The organism is Rhodovulum tesquicola, from assembly GCF_024128855.1.
GTDB lineage: Bacteria > Pseudomonadota > Alphaproteobacteria > Rhodobacterales > Rhodobacteraceae > Rhodovulum > Rhodovulum tesquicola.
The window spans coordinates 30,053-46,712 of sequence record NZ_JAMYDV010000014.1 but is presented as its reverse complement, the minus strand read 5'-3'; the positions used below and the strand labels follow the sequence as shown (position 1 = coordinate 46,712).

The following is a 16,660-nucleotide window of genomic DNA, read 5'->3' as shown; positions in this document are numbered from 1 at the left end:
ATGACGCGGAACGGGCACCGTCAAGGGGCCGCTTCGCCTGCATCGCTGGCGCGCGAGTTCACAACACCTGCGAGGCCTTGGCAACGGCAAACCGGACCGCGTCGGGGGGCCACGCACCGCGCGGCGACAAAGGGGAGGATGATTCCCTGCCGAAACGGTCTGTCGGGCCGACGGTTGGCAACGTCACGCCCCCGGCGCCCGCATTTCAATAGCCATGCGCATGGTTTTTCAGCATCATCTCGCCGAAACGCCTGTTTTCCGAACCGGATTTCTGCTCTTGTCCCGATTCCGGGCCACGTCGATTAAACTTTGCGCACGCCGCGGCCACGGTCGCCGGACAACACCAAGTGGAGAGACCCATGTTCCGACATGCCCTTGCCAGCTTCGCCGCCGCGGCGCTGGTCGCCACGGCAAGCCAGGCCGAAACCTCGCTGTCCTTTGCGCTCGACTGGAAATTCGAAGGCCCTGCGGCACCCTATTTCGTGGCCGTGGACAAGGGCCTCTTTGCCGAGGAAGGGCTGAAGGTCGAGATCAGCGAGGGCGCGGGCTCGCTCGATGCGATCCCGAAAGTTGCGACCGGCGCCTTCCCGGTGGGCTTCGCCGATATCAACAGCCTGATGAAATTCCTCGACCAGAACCCCGGCGCCCCCGTGATCGCGGTGATGATGGTCTATGACAAGCCGCCCTTCGCCATGGTCGGGCGCAAGTCGCTGGGCATCGAGGCGCCGGGCGATATCGCAGGCAAGGTGCTGGGCGCCCCGCCCCCCGATGGCGCCTGGGCGCAATTCCCGATCTTCGCCGCCGAGAACGGCATCGACATGGCGACGGTCACGGTCGAACCCGTTGGCTTCCCGGTGCGCGAGCCGATGCTGGCCGAGGGCAAGGTGGCCGCGGTCACCGGCTTTTCATTTTCCTCGACGCTGAACCTCAAGCGGCTCGGCGTTCCGGCCGAGGATATCTCGGTGATCCTGATGGCCGATCATGGCGTGGCGCTTTACGGCAACGCGATCATCGCCAACAGCGATTTTGCCCAGGCCAATCCCGAGGTTATCACCGGCTTCCTGCGCGCCGTGGCCAGGGGCTGGAAGGACACCGTGGCCGACCCCGAGGCCGCCATCGACAGCCTGATCCGGCGCAACCCCGCCGCCGACAAGGCGCTCGAGATCGAGCGGCTTCAGATGGCGCTGGCCGACAATGTGATGACCGATTGGGTCATGGCCAATGGCATGGGCAATATCGACCCCGAGCGCATGGCGCTGGCCATCGAGCAGACGAAATCGGTGTACGAGTTCACCAACGCCCCCGACATGGCGCTGTATTTCGACGCCTCCTTCCTGCCCGCTGACGGCAGCCTGTCGATGGAGTGACAAGGGTTCCGCCTCCGGGCCCGCCTTGCGCAGGCCCGGGGGCGATCCCTCATCCGGCATGGACAATCTCATCGACATCAAGGGCGTCACCCACGCCTATCGCACAAAGTCCGGCCCGCTGCCGGTGCTGGACGATCTGAACATCTCGGTGCCCGAGGGCGAATTCGCCGCCGTCGTTGGCCCCTCGGGCTGCGGCAAGTCCACCCTGACGCGGCTGATCGCGGGGCTGATGAAACCCGACCGGGGGGAGGTCTGGCTGCATGGCGAACGCGTCACCGGCCCGCGCAGGACGGTGGGCATGGCGTTCCAGAACCCGGTCCTGCTGGAATGGCGCACGATCCTGCAGAACGTGATCCTCCCGCTTGAGATCGTCGCGCCGGGGATGCCGCGCCGGGACCGAGAGGCGCGCGCGCTGCACCTGCTCGAGATGGTCGGCCTGAAGGGATTCGAGCACAAGCGCCCGAGCGAGCTGTCGGGCGGCATGCGCCAGCGCGCCAGCCTCTGCCGCGCCATCGTGCACAAGCCCGACGTGCTGATCATGGACGAACCTTTCGGCGCGCTCGACGCCTTCACCCGCGAGGATCTGTGGCAGACCATGCGCGATCTGCGCGCGGCCGAACCCTTCACCTGCGTTCTCATCACCCATGACCTGCGCGAAAGCGTCTTCCTGGGCGATCAGGTCTTCGTGCTGTCGGGTCGGCCAGCCCGCACCCAGGCCGTGCTGGATGTGACCCTGCCCGCGGACCGCACGCTCGACATCCTGTTCGAGCCCGAGGCCCAGGACATGCTGCATTACCTGCGCGACCAGATCCGCATCGCGCAGGGCCGTGACGGAGAGACCCACTGATGGACATGATGCGCAAGATCGCCGTGCCGATCGCCGCCGTGCTGATCTTCCTTTGCCTGTGGGAGGCGCTGGTCTGGGTCAACCAATGGCCGAACTACAAGATGGCCTCGCCCTCGGACCTGCCGCCCGCCTTCTGGAAGTTCCGCCACCTGTTCCTGGAAATGGGCTGGCAGACGCTCTGGCGAACGGTGCTGGGGCTGTGTATCGCGGTGGTGGTGGGCACGGGTATCGGCGTGCTCATGGGCTTTTCCCGGATCGCCCGCGATGCGCTCTACCCGCTTCTGGTGGGCTTCAACGCCATCCCCAAGGCGACGCTGGTGCCGGTGATCGCGCTGCTGTTCGTCGGCCAGCATGATTTCAACACCGTGCTCATGGCCTTCCTGATCAGCTTCTTCCCCATCGCCGTCTCGGTCGGCATCGGGCTCTCGACGCTGGAGCCGGAATATCGCGACATCCTGCGCAGCCTCGGCGCCTCGCGCATGACGATCTTCTGGAAGATCGCGCTGCCCAAGACGCTGCCGGAGTTCTTCGGCGCGCTCAAGGTCTCGGTGACGCTGGCGTTCATCGGCACCAATCTCGTGGAAATCGTCTCGCCGCATGGCCGCGGCCTCGGCGCGCTCTTCAAGTCGGGAGAGACCAATGGCGACTATCCGCTGATGTTCGCCGTCCTGATCGCGCTCGCCGCGCTCGGCATCCTGCTCTACTACGCGGTGCTGGTGCTCGAACGCATCTTCGCGGGCTGGGCGGAACGCCCCTCGGGCTGAGACCCGGCCCTTCTTCTGGCGACAAATATCCCCGCCGGAGGCCGCGGCCGCAAGGCCGCGCCACGCCCAACCCCGGACAAGCAAGGCGCATGCGCCTTGCGCCGGACGGGGGCGGGAGCGCTCCGTTCTTTCCCGTTCAGCCGCGGATGGTTCCCGCGCCCTCGACCAGATACTTGAAGCTCGTCAGCTGCTCGGCCCCCACCGGGCCACGCGCGTGCAGCTTGCCGGTGGCGATGCCGATCTCGGCGCCCATGCCGAACTCGCCGCCATCGGCGAACTGGGTCGAGGCGTTGCGCATCAGGATCGCGCTGTCCAGCCGCTCGAAGAACCGCGCCGCTGCCGCATCATCCTCGGTCAGGATCGCGTCGGTGTGGCCCGACCCGAAGGTCCGGACATGGTCGATCGCCGCGTCGATGTCCTCGACCACCTTTGCCGCGATGTCCATGTCGAGGTATTCGCGCCCCCAATCCTCGGCGGTGGCCGGGATCGTTCCGGGCAGCCGCGCCAGCGCCTCGTCCGCATGCACCCGCACGCCCGCGGCGACCAGCGCCCCCACCAGTTCCGCGCCCAGCGTGTCGGCCACGTCGCGGTGCACCAGCAGGCATTCGGCCGCGCCGCAGATCCCCGTCCGCCGCGTCTTGGCGTTCAGCACCACGCGCAGCGCCTTTTCGGGGTCGGCCGCGCGGTCGACATAGACATGCACGATCCCTTCGAGATGGGCAAAGACCGGCACGCGGGCCTCGCGCTGGACAAGGCCGACCAGCCCCTTGCCGCCGCGGGGCACGATCACGTCGATCACCCCGGTCATCCCCAGCATGGCGCTCACCGCCGCCCGGTCCCGCGTCGGCACGCGCTGGATCGCGTCCTCGGGCAGCCCGGCTGCGCGCAACCCCTCGACCAGACAGGCATGGAGCGCGCCCGAGGAATGGAAGCTCTCGGACCCGCCGCGCAGGATCACGGCATTGCCGGCCTTGAGGCACAGCGCGCCGGCATCCGCCGTCACGTTCGGCCGGCTTTCATAGATCACGCCGATCACGCCCAGTGGCGTGCGCACCCGGCGGATGTGCAGGCCGCTCGGCATGTCCCACTCCGCCATCACCTGCCCCACCGGGTCGGGCTGGGCGGCCACCGCACGCAGCCCCGCGACGATCCCGGCGATCCGGGCTCCATCGAGCTTCAGCCGGTCGAGCATCGCCGGGCTCAGCCCCTTGTCGCGCCCGAACACCATGTCCTTTTCGTTGGCGGCCAGAATCTCGGCCTCATGCGCCGCGACGGCGTCAGCCGCAGCCTCCAGCGCGTGCCGCTTGGCGGCCGGATCGGCAAAGGCGAGGTCCGCCGCCGCGGCCTTCGCGCGGGCGCCAAGTTCGGCCATCATCGCGGGAATGTCGGTCTCGTCCCTCATGTCGCCATGTCGTCCCTGTGGATCAGCGCCGCCCGACCGGGATAGCCGAGGATCGCCTCGATGTCACCCGAGCGGCAGCCCTTGATCAGCCGCGCCTCGGCGGCGGTATAGCGCGCGAGCCCCGTGCCCAGCCCCTGCCCTTCGGGCCCCAGGATCGCCACCGGATCGCCCCGCCCGAAATCGCCGGTGACCGCCGCCACACCCGCGGGCAGCAGCGACTTGCCGGTGCCAAGCGCCGCGACCGCGCCTGCGTCCACGGTGATCGTGCCCCGCGGCTTCATCGCCGCGATCCAGCGTTTGCGCGCGGCCTGCGGGTCGCCCTTGGGCCGGAACCAGGTGCAGGGCGCGCCGTCCTCCAGCGCCTTCAGGGGCCGCAGCACCGCGCCTTGGGTGATCGCCAGCGCGCAGCCCGCCCCGGTCGCGGTCTTGGCGGCCATCAGCTTGGTCTTCATGCCGCCCTTGGACAGGCCCGAGGCCGCATCGCCCGCCATCGCCTCGATCTCGGGGGTGATCTCCTCGATCAGGTCGAAGCGGTGCGCGGCGGGGTCGAGCCCGGGATTGGCGGTATAGAACCCGTCGACGTCCGACAGCAGCACCGCGACATCCGCCCCCACCGTCACCGCCACCTGCGCGGCCAGCCGATCGTTGTCGCCATAGCGGATCTCGTCGGTGGCGATCGTGTCGTTCTCGTTCACGATGGGGACCACGCCAAAGCCCAGAAGCGTCTCCATCGTGGCGCGCGAGTTGAGGTAACGCCGCCGGTCCGCGCTGTCCTCCAGCGTCACCAGAACCTGGCCCGTGGTGATCCCGTGCGGCGCCAGCACTTCCTCATAGGCCCGCGCCAGCCGGATCTGGCCGACCGCTGCGGCGGCCTGCGACTGTTCCAACGCCAGCGTGCCCAGCCCCAGCCCCAGCACGCCGCGCCCCAGCGCGATGGACCCGGACGAGACCAGGATCACATCCGCGCCGCGCGCCTTGAGCATGGCCACATCCTCGGCCAGCGCGCGCAGCCAGTCCGCGCGCAGCGCGCCGGTCGCCCGGTCGACCAGCAGCGCCGAGCCGATCTTGACGACGATCCGCCGCGCAGCCGTCAGGGACGCCACGACCCGGCCTCCCCGTCCGTTGCCTTGTGGCGCAACCGGTCCTCGTCGATCTCGGCCCTGAGCGCGCGCAGCACCTCGGCGATGCCCTCGCGCGAGACGCCCGACATCGCCATCACCGGCCGGCCGATCTCGGCCTCCAGCGCGGCAATCTTTTCGGCGCGCTCGTCGTCGTCCAGCGCGTCGACCTTGTTCAGCGCGGTGACCCGCGGCTTGTCGGCCAGATGCCCGCCATAGGCCTCGAGCTCGTTGATGATCGTGCGGTAATCGGCCACCACATCCTCGGACGTGCCGTCGATCAGGTGCAGAAGCACGGCGCAGCGTTCCACATGGCCAAGGAACCGGTCGCCGATGCCGCGGCCCTCGTGCGCGCCCTCGATCAGCCCGGGAATGTCCGCGATCACGAATTCCACCCCGTCGATGCCGACCACGCCCAGGTTCGGGTGCAGCGTGGTGAAGGGATAATCGGCGATCTTGGGCCGGGCGTTCGAGGTGGCGGCCAGAAAGGTCGACTTGCCCGCGTTCGGCATCCCCAGAAGCCCGGCATCGGCGATCAGCTTCAGCCGCAGCCAGATCGTCCGCTCGACGCCGTCCTGCCCCGGATTCGCATGGCGCGGCGCCTGGTTGGTCGCGGTCTTGAAATGCAGGTTCCCCCAGCCTCCGTTGCCGCCCCTGGCCAATAGCACGCGCTGGCCCAGTTCGGTCATATCGGCGATCAGGGTTTCCTCGTCCTCATCCAGGATCTCGGTGCCCACGGGCACGCGCAGCACGATGTCGTCGCCCGAAACGCCGGTCTTCTGACGGCCCATGCCGGGGCGGCCGTTGTCGGCAAAGAAATGCTGCTGGTAGCGAAAGTCGATCAGCGTGTTCAGCCCGTCGACCGCCTCGACCCAGACATCGCCGCCGCGCCCGCCATCGCCGCCATCGGGGCCGCCATATTCGACGAATTTCTCGCGTCGGAAACTGGCGCAGCCATTCCCGCCGCTGCCCGACCGGATATGGACCCTGGCGAGGTCAAGAAATTTCATGGACGGCCTCGAAGCTGGTGCGGAACAGGCGATAGTGGATATTCGGCGCAGGCTCAAGCCGCGCCAGCGAATGCCCCATTCCGGCGCCGATGCGCTGGAAGCCCAGCTTTTGCAGCACCCGGGCCGAAGCGGGGTTGTCGGCGAAATGATCGGCTGTGACCACGTCAAGCCCCGGCAGTCGCGCGAAACAGGCGGCAAGCAGGGCGCGCATCGCCTCGGTCGCCAGCCCCCTGCCCCAACGCGCGGGGTCAAGGAAGTAGAACAGCCCCGGCGGTGCCCCCCAAAGCCCGCACGCCCCGATCAGCGGACCGTCCGCCAGCGCGATGCCCAGCCGAAACCCGACCTCGCCCCGGAACCGCCCCCGGGCGATCCAAAGCGCGCGCTCGGCCTCGGGCCAAGGGACCGGAATCGTGCCCATCATCGGCGCCACGCGCGGGTCGGTCGCGATGCGGCCCAGCACCGGCGCATCCGCCGCCGAGAGGGGCCGGATCGACAGCCGCGGCGTCAGCAGCACAAGACCGGACGCCGCGCCCATCGGCCCTAGTCGAGCCGCTTGAGATAGGTCCAGGTCAGCACCTTGGCCCCGCGCGCAACCGAGAACGCCTCGGCATCGCCGATATATTCGAACCCGGCATTGGTCAGAACGCGCGCCGAACCCGGATTATCCTGGAACACCTCGGCAAAGATCGTCTTGCAGCGCTGCGGATTGGCATCGAGAAGCGCATGCACCGCCTCGGACGCGATCCCGGTATTCCAGAAGGCGGGCGCCACCCAATAGCCGATCTGCGACTGGTCGCGCTCCATCCGGTCGAGGCCGATCACCCCCAGCACCTCGGACAGCCCGTGGTCGGTTCCGTCCATGACCCAGACATCCTCGCCACGGTCGGGATTCTGGGCGCGCTGGATGAACGCCTCGGTCGCGCCGGGCGGCAGCGGATGGGGGATCGTGCGGGTAAAGCGCGCGACGCGCGCGTCGCCCGTGTAAAGGCCCAGCAGTCCCGCATCGGACCGGCGCACCGGCCGCAGGATGAAGCGCGTCGCTTCGATCACGGGCTGGCTGGAAACGACGTCCAGTTTCATGCTCTTCCTCCTCGCCCCCTCTCGGGTCAGATGGCAACCTCGCGGCTTTTCCGCAAGTCGCGCCGGGCGGCAGGGCGGTCTCCCGCTCCACTTCCCCGATCCAAGCCTCCCCAGGCATCGCGTCGGTCACGAATAACGAAGGGGGGACCGGCACGCTACCGATCCCCCACCTGTGTCAGTTCTCGCGTGGTTTCGGCTTACTCTGCGGCCCCGGCTATCGGCAGGACGGAAATGAAGGTGCGCCCCTTCAGCCCCTTCCGGAAGGTCACGGCGCCCTCGCAGACCGCAAAGATCGTGTGGTCGCGGCCCATGCCGACACCCTCGCCCGGCCAGAACTTCGTTCCGCGCTGGCGCACGATGATGTTGCCCGGGATGGCCGACTGGCCACCGTAGATCTTGACGCCGAGGCGCCGTCCGGCCGAGTCGCGACCGTTACGCGAGGAGCCGCCTGCTTTCTTGTGTGCCATGTCGTCCTCTCCTCTCGCTTAGCCCTGGGCCAGGGTCTTGGCTTGTTCGACCCAGCCCTCTTTCTCGATCTTGCCCTTGGTCCCAAGGCGCTCTTCCATGGCGGCCACCTGCTCGGGGGTCCAGGCCGCGATCTGGGCATAGCCGGTGATGCCCGCCTCGTGGAATTTCTTTTCCATCGCCGGACCGACGCCCGACAGCTTCTTCAGATCGTCGCCACCGGCCACGGCCGGTTTCGCGGCCACGACACCCGACGCGACAGAGGCAACGCTGCCCGCGCCGATCGCGGCCTTCACGCCGGTCCCTTCGCCGCCTGCGGCGAGGATCTCGGTCACCCGAACCAGCGTCAACTGCTGGCGGTGGCCCTTGGTGCGCTTGGAGCTGTGCTTCCGGCGGCGCTTTACGAAGTGGATGACCTTGTCACCCTTGATCTGGTCGATCACCTGGGCCTGCACCGCGGCACCCGCCACATTGGGCGTGCCGATCGTGTCGCCGACCATGAGGATCTCGTTGAACTGAACCGTGTCGCCGGCATCGGCGGCGAGCTTCTCGACGCGCAGCACATCGCCCGACTGGACCTTGTACTGCTTGCCACCGGTCTTGAGGACCGCAAACATGGGCCTTTTCCTTCTTTTCTGCCGCGTCCTGTGGCCCCGCCCGGCGGGCGGCGTTCGGCATCAGCGCCTCGGACAGCGCGCCCCGTGCGGGACGTTGTCAACATTGACGGCCCCGAAGCTGTGCAGCGGGGCCGGAGCCGTGCGTATCCGCGATTCATGCCGCCAAGTCAAGGGCCGCGGCACGCCCGGATCAGAGATCCTGACCGGCGATGAATCCGGCAGCGGCCAGACCCAGTTCGCGCGAGATCCGGGTGAAGCTGATGTCGAAGGCCTTGAACAGCGCGGCGTTCAGGGCCGCGCCCTCCCGGGTTTCCGATATCGCGACATAGGCTTCCAGCGCGGTATCGGACAGCGGCGCATAGGCCATCGCCAGATAGGAAAAGATCCAGTCCCGTGTCTCGTCGCGGATCTCCTGCTCCTGGCCCCAGACATCGGCGAGCATCTGTTCCTCGCCCAGGTCGAAATCGAACGCGCGGCCGTCGGCAAGCCCGGAATAAAAGGCATAATTCGCGTTCAACGCGCCCGCCACATTCGCTTCGATCAGGTCGTTCGCCTCGATGAACCGTCCAATCAGGTCGAGCCGCGGATCGTCGTCGGCCCGCATCTCCTCAAGCCGCTCACGACTGCCCGACTTCACCGCCTCGTCCAGAAGAGCGCGCCGCGCAGACAGTTCCAGCGAAACGATCCGCGCCCCATCCCCGGAAGTGAAGAAGGCCACAAGCGGTTCGAGATCGGCCTCCGCCAGCGAGCCGGACAGGCTGTCACGCAACTCTCGGGACATGCGGCCGCCATCGTAGATCCGCCTCACTTCCGCCGCCCAACGCGCACCACCGCGACCGGGAAACATCTCGGTCGCCAGTTCGTCGGCATGGCTCATGCCTTCCTCGCGCATGACCGCCACCAGATCGTCAAGCGCAAGCGCCGAAAGCAGCGCCTCGAGCGGTGCCGACGGCCCGGCCCGGACGGGCACCGGCAGCGCGAACAGAAGGATGAGCACGGGCAGGATGATCAGGCGTCGCATCGGTGCATCCGGGATGGCTGGCTGTCCCTACAGGTAAACCTGAACCACGAGGATTCCAACCTCCCGCAGAGTCCGTCGCGCGAAACGCCACCCACCCAGAAAAACGGTTGCAACCCTGCGCGCTTCGCACTAGATCACCCTCCCACAAGGCCACAGGCTGCGGAGAGGTGCCGGAGTGGTCGAACGGGGCGGTCTCGAAAACCGTTGAGCCTTCACGGGTTCCCAGGGTTCGAATCCCTGTCTCTCCGCCACTTGCCCTCGCGAAAGCGTTCTCCCCATCCGGCTCCGGCCGGATTTTTCCGTTTTTTTCGAGGGTTATGCGGGAGGGGCTGAGCACCGGCCCTGTCGCCGGAACGTCTGAAAGCTGTCTCTCAGGGTCGATATTCTCTGGACCTTATGACTGCGCCGATTTGGTGAATTTCTGATAAGACACTGAAAATTTGTTGATTTATCAAACGCCAGCTGAACACTTCGATTTCAGGGTCGCGCGTCGAGAAGGAACCGAAATCGAACGGCCGCATTCCTAATCCGTAGCGAAGATCCCGCTTTGCAGAATATCGCTTTCACCGATCTCCACGCCGACCGTCCCCGCGAGCAGCCATGCCGCGAGACGATCAGTTGTAGCGCTAACCTTATCCGGCTTCCGCAATGCGCACTCCCACACCGTCGCCACTCGCCATCCGTCTTCGAGGAGTTTTGTACGAACGGCGCTGTCCCGAGCGACGTTCGCGTCGAACTTCGCCTGCCAGAACTCCGGCCGGGTCGCTGGGGTGGTGGTGTAGCGACAGCCCTCGTGACGATGCCAGAAGCAGCCGTGGACGAAGACCACGGCGCCGTGCTTCGGAAGGACAAGGTCCGGCCGACCATGAACCTTGCCGGAATGAAGGCGGAAGCGGAAACCGCGCGCGTGCAATGCCCGCCTGAGAGCCAGCTCGGGCTTGGTGTCCTTTCCCCTGATCCCCGACATCATCCGGGAACGGGTCTGCTGATCCACGATATCGGTCACATCCGCCCTGGTTTTCGTCCCTGAACCTGGTATACACCGGCTGAATGAAATTCGTCAGGAGTCTGATTTGCCTTCCACTTTCGGCATTGTCGATCTGTTTGCCGGCCCGGGCGGACTTGGCGAGGGGTTCGCTTCCCTCGTCGAGGACGGCCATGCGCCGTTCCGGATCGGCATTTCGGTCGAGAAGGAGGCGTCGGCCCATCGGACCCTGACGCTGCGCGCATTTCTGCGCGAGTACCGTGCGCGTCATGGCGTCTTGCCGAAAGAGTTCATCGATTTCCATGCCGGGCTGGCATCCGAACCGGACTTGTCAGCCGTCGATGCCGAAGCGTGGCAACATGCCATCGACGAAGCCTGCGCGCTTGAGCTCGGCACCGAGGCTGCGGCAACCGCCATTGATGGCGCCATCGCGACGCTGAAACGAAAGTACGACGACACGATCCTGATCGGTGGCCCGCCCTGTCAGGCATATTCCCTGGTGGGGCGCGTCCGTTCCAGGGGCAAGGTCGGCTATGTCCCGGAGGAGGATGCGCGGCACTACCTCTTTCGCGAATACATCCGGGTTCTCGACAAGCTTCGCCCGGCCGCCTTCGTGATGGAAAACGTCAAGGGCATGCTTTCGTCCACAGTCGAGAGCCGACTTGTCTTCGAGATGCTGATGGAGGATCTGTCCTCGCTCGGCACCGGTCACGCCCATCACTACGAACTTCGTGCCGTCCGGGTAGAGGATGGCAAGGCCAGCCTGCAGAGGGCGGCACGGCCCTCGGATTTCATCGTGCGCGCCGAGGCGTTCGGAGTCGGTGATGCGCTTGAGGAGGCTGGCGTAGTGTCCGAGGGTGCCGACGTGGCCCCAGTTCACTTCGTCGGGGTGGGCGTTGAAGTGGTCGTCGCTGAGCGCCTGCAGGCGGGCGAGCATCTCGTCGATCTCCGCCTTCTTGCCGATGAAGGCGTTCAGCGCGGCTTCCTTGTTCCGGCGCGCCTTCTCGGCGCGGAGTTCGTGGCGCGGGGTGGTGATCGGGCTCAGGCGGGTGGTCATCGTGGTGGCTCCGTGGTGAGTTGCATCGTCCTTCTGGAGACACGTTCCCTCTGTCCGCGAGGCTTATCAACTCGATAAGCACATGAATCGGAACGATAAACGGAGCCGTCGATGCAGGGCATGAGCGAGCGCCAGTACGCCGCCCATGTCGGGCTGTCGCGGGGCGTTAGGCCATTGAAGGAACTTGGACCGTCTCGACCATCGCTGCTGAAAAGATGGTCAGGTTGGTGAAGTGAGCGCTCAGGCTGAGATCACGAACATTGGTCCAGTATCACCCCTGAAATCCGACGATAGCCGATCCGATCCGGGCACGCACATCGGGTGGTTCACCATCCACGGCACGGGCAATGGCCAGAAGGTCCTGGCGTGTGGCGTGGAGTTGATCGATCAGGGTGATGACGACGCCGAGCGCCGTTTCGTCGAGTTCAAGACCTTCTGTCAGATCGCAAAGCAAGTGCAGGCGGGCACAGTCGATCCGGCGAAAGACATGGATCGACACGCCCGCGCTTTCTCTGCGCAGGGGAATGATCAAGTCGGACTCGACGAAGGCGACCAGCCGGGTGCGCGTCAGCGACGGAATGGCGGCAAGCACTTCGTCCTCAGTCAGATGGTCGGTCATGATGCGGCCTCGTTCAGCAGATCGATACGCGGGTTGTGTGCATGAGACTTGCGCCATTCGGTCAGGAAATCGTGCAAAGATCCGTCGATCTCCGGCGGTGACACGATCTTCAGTTCCACAAGCTGATCGCCAGCGGTCTTTCCCCCCGGATGCGATACGCCGCGTCCGCGCAGGCGCAGAACCCGGCCGGAACTTGCGCCTTTCGGGATCGTCAGATTGACAGGTCCGGAGATAGTCGGCGCCGTGACCTTCCCTCCAAGAATGGCTTCGTCGATTGTAATGGGCAGGGTGACGAAGATATCGTCGCCCTCGCGCCGGAAGACGGGATGCTGGCCGATGGACAGCGTGATCAGCGCGTCGCCCGGAGCACCACCCCCAAAGCCTGGCCCACCCTTGCCGCGAAGGCGCAGGGTCTGACCGTCATGTGCCCCTTGCGGGATCCGCACCGCCAGACTGGCGCCGTCCGGCAGGGTGATGCGCATCTCACCCCCGCGCGCGGCGTCGAGAAAGGGCACTTCGAGCGCATATCGAAGATCAGGGCCGGGCGCGGAATACCCGCGGCCGCTGAAATCATCGCTGCCCTGTCGTGTTCGCTGGCGCAGGATTTCCGCAAAAATGTCAGCCGGATCAACGTGGCTCTCAAACCCGCGCCGTTGCTGGTACGGATTTCCTCCGGCCTCGGCGAAATCGCGATAATATTGGCGCTGCGGCCGTTCAGCCCCCGCCCCATCGATCTCGCCCGCGTCGAAACGGGCACGGGTTTCGGGATCCTTCAGCAGGTCATGGGCGGCAGCGATGGCCTTGAACCGCGCCTCCGCCCCGGCGTCGTCGGGGTGCAGGTCAGGATGGCTGGTGCGCACCAGCTTGCGGTACGCCTTCTTGATGTCATCCGGTGTGGCGGATTTGGTCAGGCCGAGCGTCTCGTAAGGATCGACAGTCATTCGTCAGCCTTCCCTTCCCGGCAGGACCACCAGCCTCACACATCGCATGGGGCTGTCGGTGCGGGCCTTGATGCAGATCAGCACATGGCAAAAACCGAGCTGATATCATGATCCAATCAACCGTCTTCCGTCCCATCCGGGCTGTTCGCGGGCTTGGAGAGGCAGATGGAAACGCCGGAACGACAAAAGGGATCCGACCCTTCAGACAAGGTCGCCGTCGCGTCCACCAGGGCCGGTGAGCCCCGTTTGCCAGCAGTGCGTCCGCAACCTGCGGCTCCCGTCCGCCGGCCATCGCGGCGCGTCTGGACCTGGGCCATTGGCGGTGTCCTTGCCGGGGCCGCGGGTTTGGGCCTCTATTTCCAACCGTGGGCAACCGGGCCGCTTGCCGTTGCAGTGGAAACTGCTGCCCTCGCCCCCGCAACACGGGTTCTGGCTGTCAACGGCAGGATTGCCGCTCTCCATACGATCGATGTGCGTGCGCTGGTCGGCGGCACGCTCGCGGATGTGCCAGTGACCGAGGGTGACAGCGTGGAAAGGGGCGAAGACCTGGCCCGGATCGACGCCGCTGCTCAACAAGCCATGGTGCGGCAGGCCGTGGCGGGACTCGACGCTGCACTTGTGGCCGAGGCGCAGGCAAGGGACACTCTTGCACGGACCGAGGCACTTGGCGAGAATGTCGCGCGTTCATCGCTCGATGCTGCCACCCGAGCCCTTCAATCGGCAGAACAAGAAGTGGCGCGGACCACCGCACTGGTCGATCAGGCGCGGGTGCAGCTTGACAGCCACACCATCCGCGCGCCCATGACCGGCACGATTCTGGCGCTGAATGTCGAGCCTGGGCAAAGCATTGACCCTTCGACCCTGTTGATGACGATCGCCGACCTTGAGCAACTGGTCGCCCGGACGGATGTCGACGAGGCCTACGCCACCCAGATACACACGGACCTGCCCGCAGTGATGCAACTGGCCGGTGAGACGGCCCGGCGCGATGGCCGTGTCGCGCGTGTGTCGCAGCGGGTCGATGCGGCGACCGGGGGCCTTGCGGTCGAACTCGGCTTCGACGCGCCGGTGCTTGCCCCGGTCGGCCTGACGGTCACGATCAACATCATCGTGGACAGCCCTGATGCAGCGATCACCGTGCCGCGCGCGGCGATCCAGACGACCGAGGCGGGCGACGCGGTCTTCGTGATCACCGATGGGACCGCGCAACGCCGCCCCGTATCGGTGATCGACTGGCCCGCCGCGCGGCTGATCGTGACCGCCGGACTGGCCCCGGGCGAGGTGCTGATCCTGGACGCGACCGGGATCACCGGCGGGCAAGCGGTGCGCGTGGGGGCACCCTGATGCTCTATGCGCTCAAGATCGCCACCCGCTATCTGACCGCTAGCAAGGCGCAGACGGCCCTTCTGGTGCTGGGGGTCGCGGTGGGGGTCTTCATCTTCATCTTCATGTCGGCGCTGATCGGCGGGCTGGCGGAGTTCATCCTGTCGCGCACCGTGGGCGACATCAGCCATGTCACCATAACGGCCGAGGACCGCGACCCAGCCATCCTGATCAGCCCCGATGGCATGATCCTTGCCGTCATCGAACGCGGCCGCGCCCGCACCGCAACGCTGGCCGAGGCCGCAACCTTTGTCCCTCTCATTGAGACCGTACCGGGGGTCATCGCCGTCTCGCCCCAGATCACCGGTGCAGGGTTCCTGACAAGAGGGGCACAGGTGGCGCAGGTGTCGGTGACCGGGCTGGAGCCGGGTCGCGAATCCGCGATCCTCAACCTGGACGGCTACATGACCCAAGGCTCGGCCCGTCTGGGTGCGGGGTTGATCGTGCTGGGCGAGACCCTGGCCGACGATCTGTCGCTCCGACTGGGCCAGACTCTGCGGCTGCAATCCTCGAGTGGGGTTTCCGCAGTGCTGACGCTGAGCGGCATCTATAGCACCGGCAATGGCATGATCGACGCCAGCAGCACCTATGTGAGCCTGTCCACCGCGCGAACACTCTTTGCGTTGCCGCAGGGCGTCACACGGATCGAGATCAAGCTGGCCGACCTGAACGCCGCCGACGCCACGGCCCTGCGCATCCGGGCGCTGACGGGGCTGGATGCCGTGCCCTGGACCGACGGCGCGGAACAGCTGATGGAGGCGCTGAACGCGCAGGCCCAGACCGGGTATTTCCTCAAATCCTTTGCGCTGATCACCATCGTGATCGGTGTGGCCTCGGCGCTCCTGCTGTCCACCTACCGCCGTCGCCCGGAAATCGGGATCATGCGCGCGATGGGGGCGGGGCGCGGGTTCGTGATCTTCGTGTTCGTGACCCAGGGCGCGCTGATCGGGCTGATGGGCGGGCTGTCCGGCGCGGCGCTGGGGTATCTGGCCCTGCTGCCCTTTCCCTCGCGCGACGCGTTCGAGGTCGGCACCCTGCCGATGGACATCACCCAAGGCTCCTATGGCCTCGCGATCACGCTGACGGTGATCGGCGCGATCCTGGCCTCGATCCTGCCCGCACGGGCGGCGGCGCGGGTCGATCCGGTCACGGCGATCGGCCAATGACCGCGCTGCTGGAGGTGTCGGATCTGGTCAAAACCTTCGGGACCGGCGAGGCAGAAACCCGCGTTCTGCGCGGCCTGTCGCTGACGCTGGATGTGGGCGAGATGGCGGCGCTGCTGGGGCCGTCAGGGTCGGGCAAAAGCACGCTGCTGACGATCCTCGGCACGCTGATGAAGCCGACATCGGGCCGCCACGCCATGCTGGGGCAGGATCTGGTGGCCGCCAATGACCGCGCCCTGACCGAATTTCGCAACCTGCACATCGGTTTTGTCTTTCAGTTCCACAACCTGTTGCCCGATTTCACCGCGCTGGAAAACGTGGTGTTCCCCACCGCCGTGCGGATAGGGCGCGAGACCCCGGCCGCCCTGCAACGCGGGCGCGAACTGCTGACGCGCATGGGACTGGAAGCACGGATCGACTTCCCCTCGGCCAATCTGTCAGGCGGGCAGAAACAGCGCGTCGCGGTGGCACGTGCGCTGATGAACCGGCCCGAACTGGTGCTGGCAGACGAGCCCACCGGAAACCTCGACCGCGCCTCGGCCATGCAGGTCATGGACCTGATCGCCGAGATCAACCGCGACGAGGGCACGACCTTTCTGATCTCGACTCACGACGAAAAGATCGCGGGCCTTTGCCGGCGGCAGATCGTGGTGGGCGACGGTGTTGTTACTGGGTGACCGGTCGCGCGCTGTCAGGGGCATGGCCAATACCCAGCGAAGCGCTCTCGGAGCGTTCCGGTCTGTTATTGCGCAAATCGATAGGCGACCCGCGCGACCGTCCCCCGAAAATACGGCCGCTCGCCCTGCGGTGTGATCCATGCC

At 66.4% G+C, this 16,660-nt stretch carries 17 protein-coding genes, 1 tRNA gene and 2 pseudogenes; 8 read left to right on the top strand and 12 right to left on the bottom strand.

The genetic code is table 11. From position 1 onward, the window contains the following. The first annotated feature begins 359 nt into the window (after window positions 1-359). The 3 genes from NHN26_RS12480 to NHN26_RS12470 are packed head-to-tail and all read left to right on the top strand — an operon-like array spanning window position 360 to window position 2,978. Window positions 360-1,367: an ABC transporter substrate-binding protein gene (locus NHN26_RS12480; RefSeq protein WP_253089733.1), complete on the top strand. Its 1,008-nt coding sequence runs from the start codon at window positions 360-362 to the stop codon at window positions 1,365-1,367. Between the two features lie 58 nt (window positions 1,368-1,425). Next, complete coding sequence (locus NHN26_RS12475; protein ID WP_253089732.1) at window positions 1,426-2,214, top strand: ABC transporter ATP-binding protein; 789 nt, start codon at window positions 1,426-1,428, stop codon at window positions 2,212-2,214. Then, entirely contained in the window at window positions 2,214-2,978 is a 765-nt protein-coding gene (locus tag NHN26_RS12470) for an ABC transporter permease (RefSeq protein WP_253089731.1), read from the top strand. The genes NHN26_RS12475 and NHN26_RS12470 overlap by 1 nt, the downstream gene beginning before the upstream one ends. A 136-nt stretch (window positions 2,979-3,114) precedes the next feature. On the opposite strand, the gene NHN26_RS12465 is transcribed toward NHN26_RS12470, so the two are convergent. The 8 genes from NHN26_RS12465 to NHN26_RS12430 form a co-directional block, all read right to left on the bottom strand. Next, window positions 3,115-4,380: a glutamate-5-semialdehyde dehydrogenase gene (locus NHN26_RS12465; protein WP_253089730.1), complete on the bottom strand. Its 1,266-nt coding sequence runs from the start codon at window positions 4,378-4,380 to the stop codon at window positions 3,115-3,117. Further along, a complete protein-coding gene (gene proB, locus NHN26_RS12460; RefSeq protein WP_253089729.1) occupies window positions 4,377-5,483 on the bottom strand; it encodes a glutamate 5-kinase in 1,107 nt (368 codons plus the stop codon). Before proB ends, NHN26_RS12465 begins: the two co-directional genes overlap by 4 nt. Then, complete coding sequence (gene obgE / locus NHN26_RS12455) at window positions 5,471-6,508, bottom strand: GTPase ObgE (RefSeq protein WP_253089728.1); 1,038 nt, start codon at window positions 6,506-6,508, stop codon at window positions 5,471-5,473. The genes proB and obgE overlap by 13 nt, the downstream gene beginning before the upstream one ends. After that, window positions 6,495-7,043, bottom strand: a complete 549-nt coding sequence (locus NHN26_RS12450; protein WP_253089727.1) for a GNAT family N-acetyltransferase — start codon at window positions 7,041-7,043, stop codon at window positions 6,495-6,497. The genes obgE and NHN26_RS12450 overlap by 14 nt, the downstream gene beginning before the upstream one ends. Window positions 7,044-7,048: 5 nt before the next feature. Continuing rightward, entirely contained in the window at window positions 7,049-7,588 is a 540-nt protein-coding gene (locus NHN26_RS12445; RefSeq protein ID WP_253089726.1) for a GNAT family N-acetyltransferase, read from the bottom strand. Window positions 7,589-7,785: 197 nt separating this feature from the next. After that, window positions 7,786-8,055 carry a 50S ribosomal protein L27 gene (gene rpmA / locus NHN26_RS12440; RefSeq protein ID WP_253089725.1) on the bottom strand — a complete coding sequence of 90 codons (270 nt, stop codon included), beginning with the start codon at window positions 8,053-8,055 and terminating at the stop codon, window positions 7,786-7,788. An 18-nt stretch (window positions 8,056-8,073) separates the two neighbouring features. Continuing rightward, window positions 8,074-8,670, bottom strand: coding sequence for a 50S ribosomal protein L21 (locus NHN26_RS12435; protein WP_253089724.1), 597 nt, complete (start codon window positions 8,668-8,670; stop codon window positions 8,074-8,076). 190 nt (window positions 8,671-8,860) lie between these two features. Beyond that, window positions 8,861-9,691 carry a DUF2059 domain-containing protein gene (locus tag NHN26_RS12430; RefSeq protein ID WP_253089723.1) on the bottom strand — a complete coding sequence of 277 codons (831 nt, stop codon included), beginning with the start codon at window positions 9,689-9,691 and terminating at the stop codon, window positions 8,861-8,863. Between the two features lie 161 nt (window positions 9,692-9,852). Between NHN26_RS12430 and NHN26_RS12425 the strand changes: the two genes are divergently transcribed. After that, window positions 9,853-9,942 (top strand) — tRNA-Ser (locus tag NHN26_RS12425). A 272-nt stretch (window positions 9,943-10,214) separates the two neighbouring features. On the opposite strand, the gene NHN26_RS12420 is transcribed toward NHN26_RS12425, so the two are convergent. Continuing rightward, window positions 10,215-10,697, bottom strand: a complete 483-nt coding sequence (locus NHN26_RS12420; RefSeq protein ID WP_253089722.1) for a very short patch repair endonuclease — start codon at window positions 10,695-10,697, stop codon at window positions 10,215-10,217. A 478-nt stretch (window positions 10,698-11,175) separates the two neighbouring features. Here NHN26_RS12420 and NHN26_RS17700 point away from each other — a divergent pair. Then, window positions 11,176-11,319, top strand: a pseudogene (locus tag NHN26_RS17700) (DNA cytosine methyltransferase); the annotation flags it as partial. Between the two features lie 171 nt (window positions 11,320-11,490). Here NHN26_RS17700 and NHN26_RS12410 read toward each other — a convergent pair. The 3 genes and pseudogenes from NHN26_RS12410 to NHN26_RS12400 all read right to left on the bottom strand — a co-directional run. After that, window positions 11,491-11,733: pseudogene (locus NHN26_RS12410) on the bottom strand (hypothetical protein); the annotation flags it as partial. A 271-nt stretch (window positions 11,734-12,004) separates the two neighbouring features. Next, window positions 12,005-12,352, bottom strand: coding sequence for a hypothetical protein (locus NHN26_RS12405; protein ID WP_253089721.1), 348 nt, complete (start codon window positions 12,350-12,352; stop codon window positions 12,005-12,007). Continuing rightward, window positions 12,349-13,293, bottom strand: coding sequence for a DnaJ C-terminal domain-containing protein (locus NHN26_RS12400; RefSeq protein ID WP_253089720.1), 945 nt, complete (start codon window positions 13,291-13,293; stop codon window positions 12,349-12,351). The genes NHN26_RS12405 and NHN26_RS12400 overlap by 4 nt, the downstream gene beginning before the upstream one ends. A 393-nt stretch (window positions 13,294-13,686) precedes the next feature. Between NHN26_RS12400 and NHN26_RS12395 the strand changes: the two genes are divergently transcribed. Genes NHN26_RS12395 through NHN26_RS12385 form a run of 3 tightly spaced genes read left to right on the top strand, consistent with a single transcriptional unit; the run spans window position 13,687 to window position 16,516 of the window. Beyond that, window positions 13,687-14,637 (top strand): efflux RND transporter periplasmic adaptor subunit, encoded by a 951-nt coding sequence (locus tag NHN26_RS12395; RefSeq protein WP_253089719.1) that lies wholly within the window; start codon window positions 13,687-13,689, stop codon window positions 14,635-14,637. Then, window positions 14,637-15,842 carry an ABC transporter permease gene (locus NHN26_RS12390; protein ID WP_253089718.1) on the top strand — a complete coding sequence of 402 codons (1,206 nt, stop codon included), beginning with the start codon at window positions 14,637-14,639 and terminating at the stop codon, window positions 15,840-15,842. Before NHN26_RS12395 ends, NHN26_RS12390 begins: the two co-directional genes overlap by 1 nt. Continuing rightward, the gene (locus tag NHN26_RS12385; RefSeq protein WP_253089717.1) at window positions 15,839-16,516 is read left to right on the top strand and encodes an ABC transporter ATP-binding protein; all 678 of its coding nucleotides are present in this window, start codon (window positions 15,839-15,841) and stop codon (window positions 16,514-16,516) included. Before NHN26_RS12390 ends, NHN26_RS12385 begins: the two co-directional genes overlap by 4 nt. Window positions 16,517-16,660 lie beyond the last annotated feature (144 nt).

What these genes read in the sequence shown, in the direction of transcription:
- NHN26_RS12445 (WP_253089726.1), bottom strand. Translation starts at nt 7,588, where the DNA reads ATGAAACTGGACGTCGTTTCCAGCCAGCCCGTGATCGAAGCGACGCGC.
- NHN26_RS12430 (WP_253089723.1), bottom strand. Translation starts at nt 9,691, where the DNA reads ATGCGACGCCTGATCATCCTGCCCGTGCTCATCCTTCTGTTCGCGCTG.
- NHN26_RS12465 (WP_253089730.1), bottom strand. Translation starts at nt 4,380, where the DNA reads ATGAGGGACGAGACCGACATTCCCGCGATGATGGCCGAACTTGGCGCC.
- NHN26_RS12435 (WP_253089724.1), bottom strand. Translation starts at nt 8,670, where the DNA reads ATGTTTGCGGTCCTCAAGACCGGTGGCAAGCAGTACAAGGTCCAGTCG.
- NHN26_RS12470 (WP_253089731.1), top strand. Translation starts at nt 2,214, where the DNA reads ATGGACATGATGCGCAAGATCGCCGTGCCGATCGCCGCCGTGCTGATC.
- NHN26_RS12450 (WP_253089727.1), bottom strand. Translation starts at nt 7,043, where the DNA reads ATGGGCGCGGCGTCCGGTCTTGTGCTGCTGACGCCGCGGCTGTCGATC.
- NHN26_RS12390 (WP_253089718.1), top strand. Translation starts at nt 14,637, where the DNA reads ATGCTCTATGCGCTCAAGATCGCCACCCGCTATCTGACCGCTAGCAAG.
- rpmA (WP_253089725.1), bottom strand. Translation starts at nt 8,055, where the DNA reads ATGGCACACAAGAAAGCAGGCGGCTCCTCGCGTAACGGTCGCGACTCG.
- NHN26_RS12405 (WP_253089721.1), bottom strand. Translation starts at nt 12,352, where the DNA reads ATGACCGACCATCTGACTGAGGACGAAGTGCTTGCCGCCATTCCGTCG.
- NHN26_RS12385 (WP_253089717.1), top strand. Translation starts at nt 15,839, where the DNA reads ATGACCGCGCTGCTGGAGGTGTCGGATCTGGTCAAAACCTTCGGGACC.
- NHN26_RS12475 (WP_253089732.1), top strand. Translation starts at nt 1,426, where the DNA reads ATGGACAATCTCATCGACATCAAGGGCGTCACCCACGCCTATCGCACA.
- NHN26_RS12400 (WP_253089720.1), bottom strand. Translation starts at nt 13,293, where the DNA reads ATGACTGTCGATCCTTACGAGACGCTCGGCCTGACCAAATCCGCCACA.
- NHN26_RS12480 (WP_253089733.1), top strand. Translation starts at nt 360, where the DNA reads ATGTTCCGACATGCCCTTGCCAGCTTCGCCGCCGCGGCGCTGGTCGCC.
- obgE (WP_253089728.1), bottom strand. Translation starts at nt 6,508, where the DNA reads ATGAAATTTCTTGACCTCGCCAGGGTCCATATCCGGTCGGGCAGCGGC.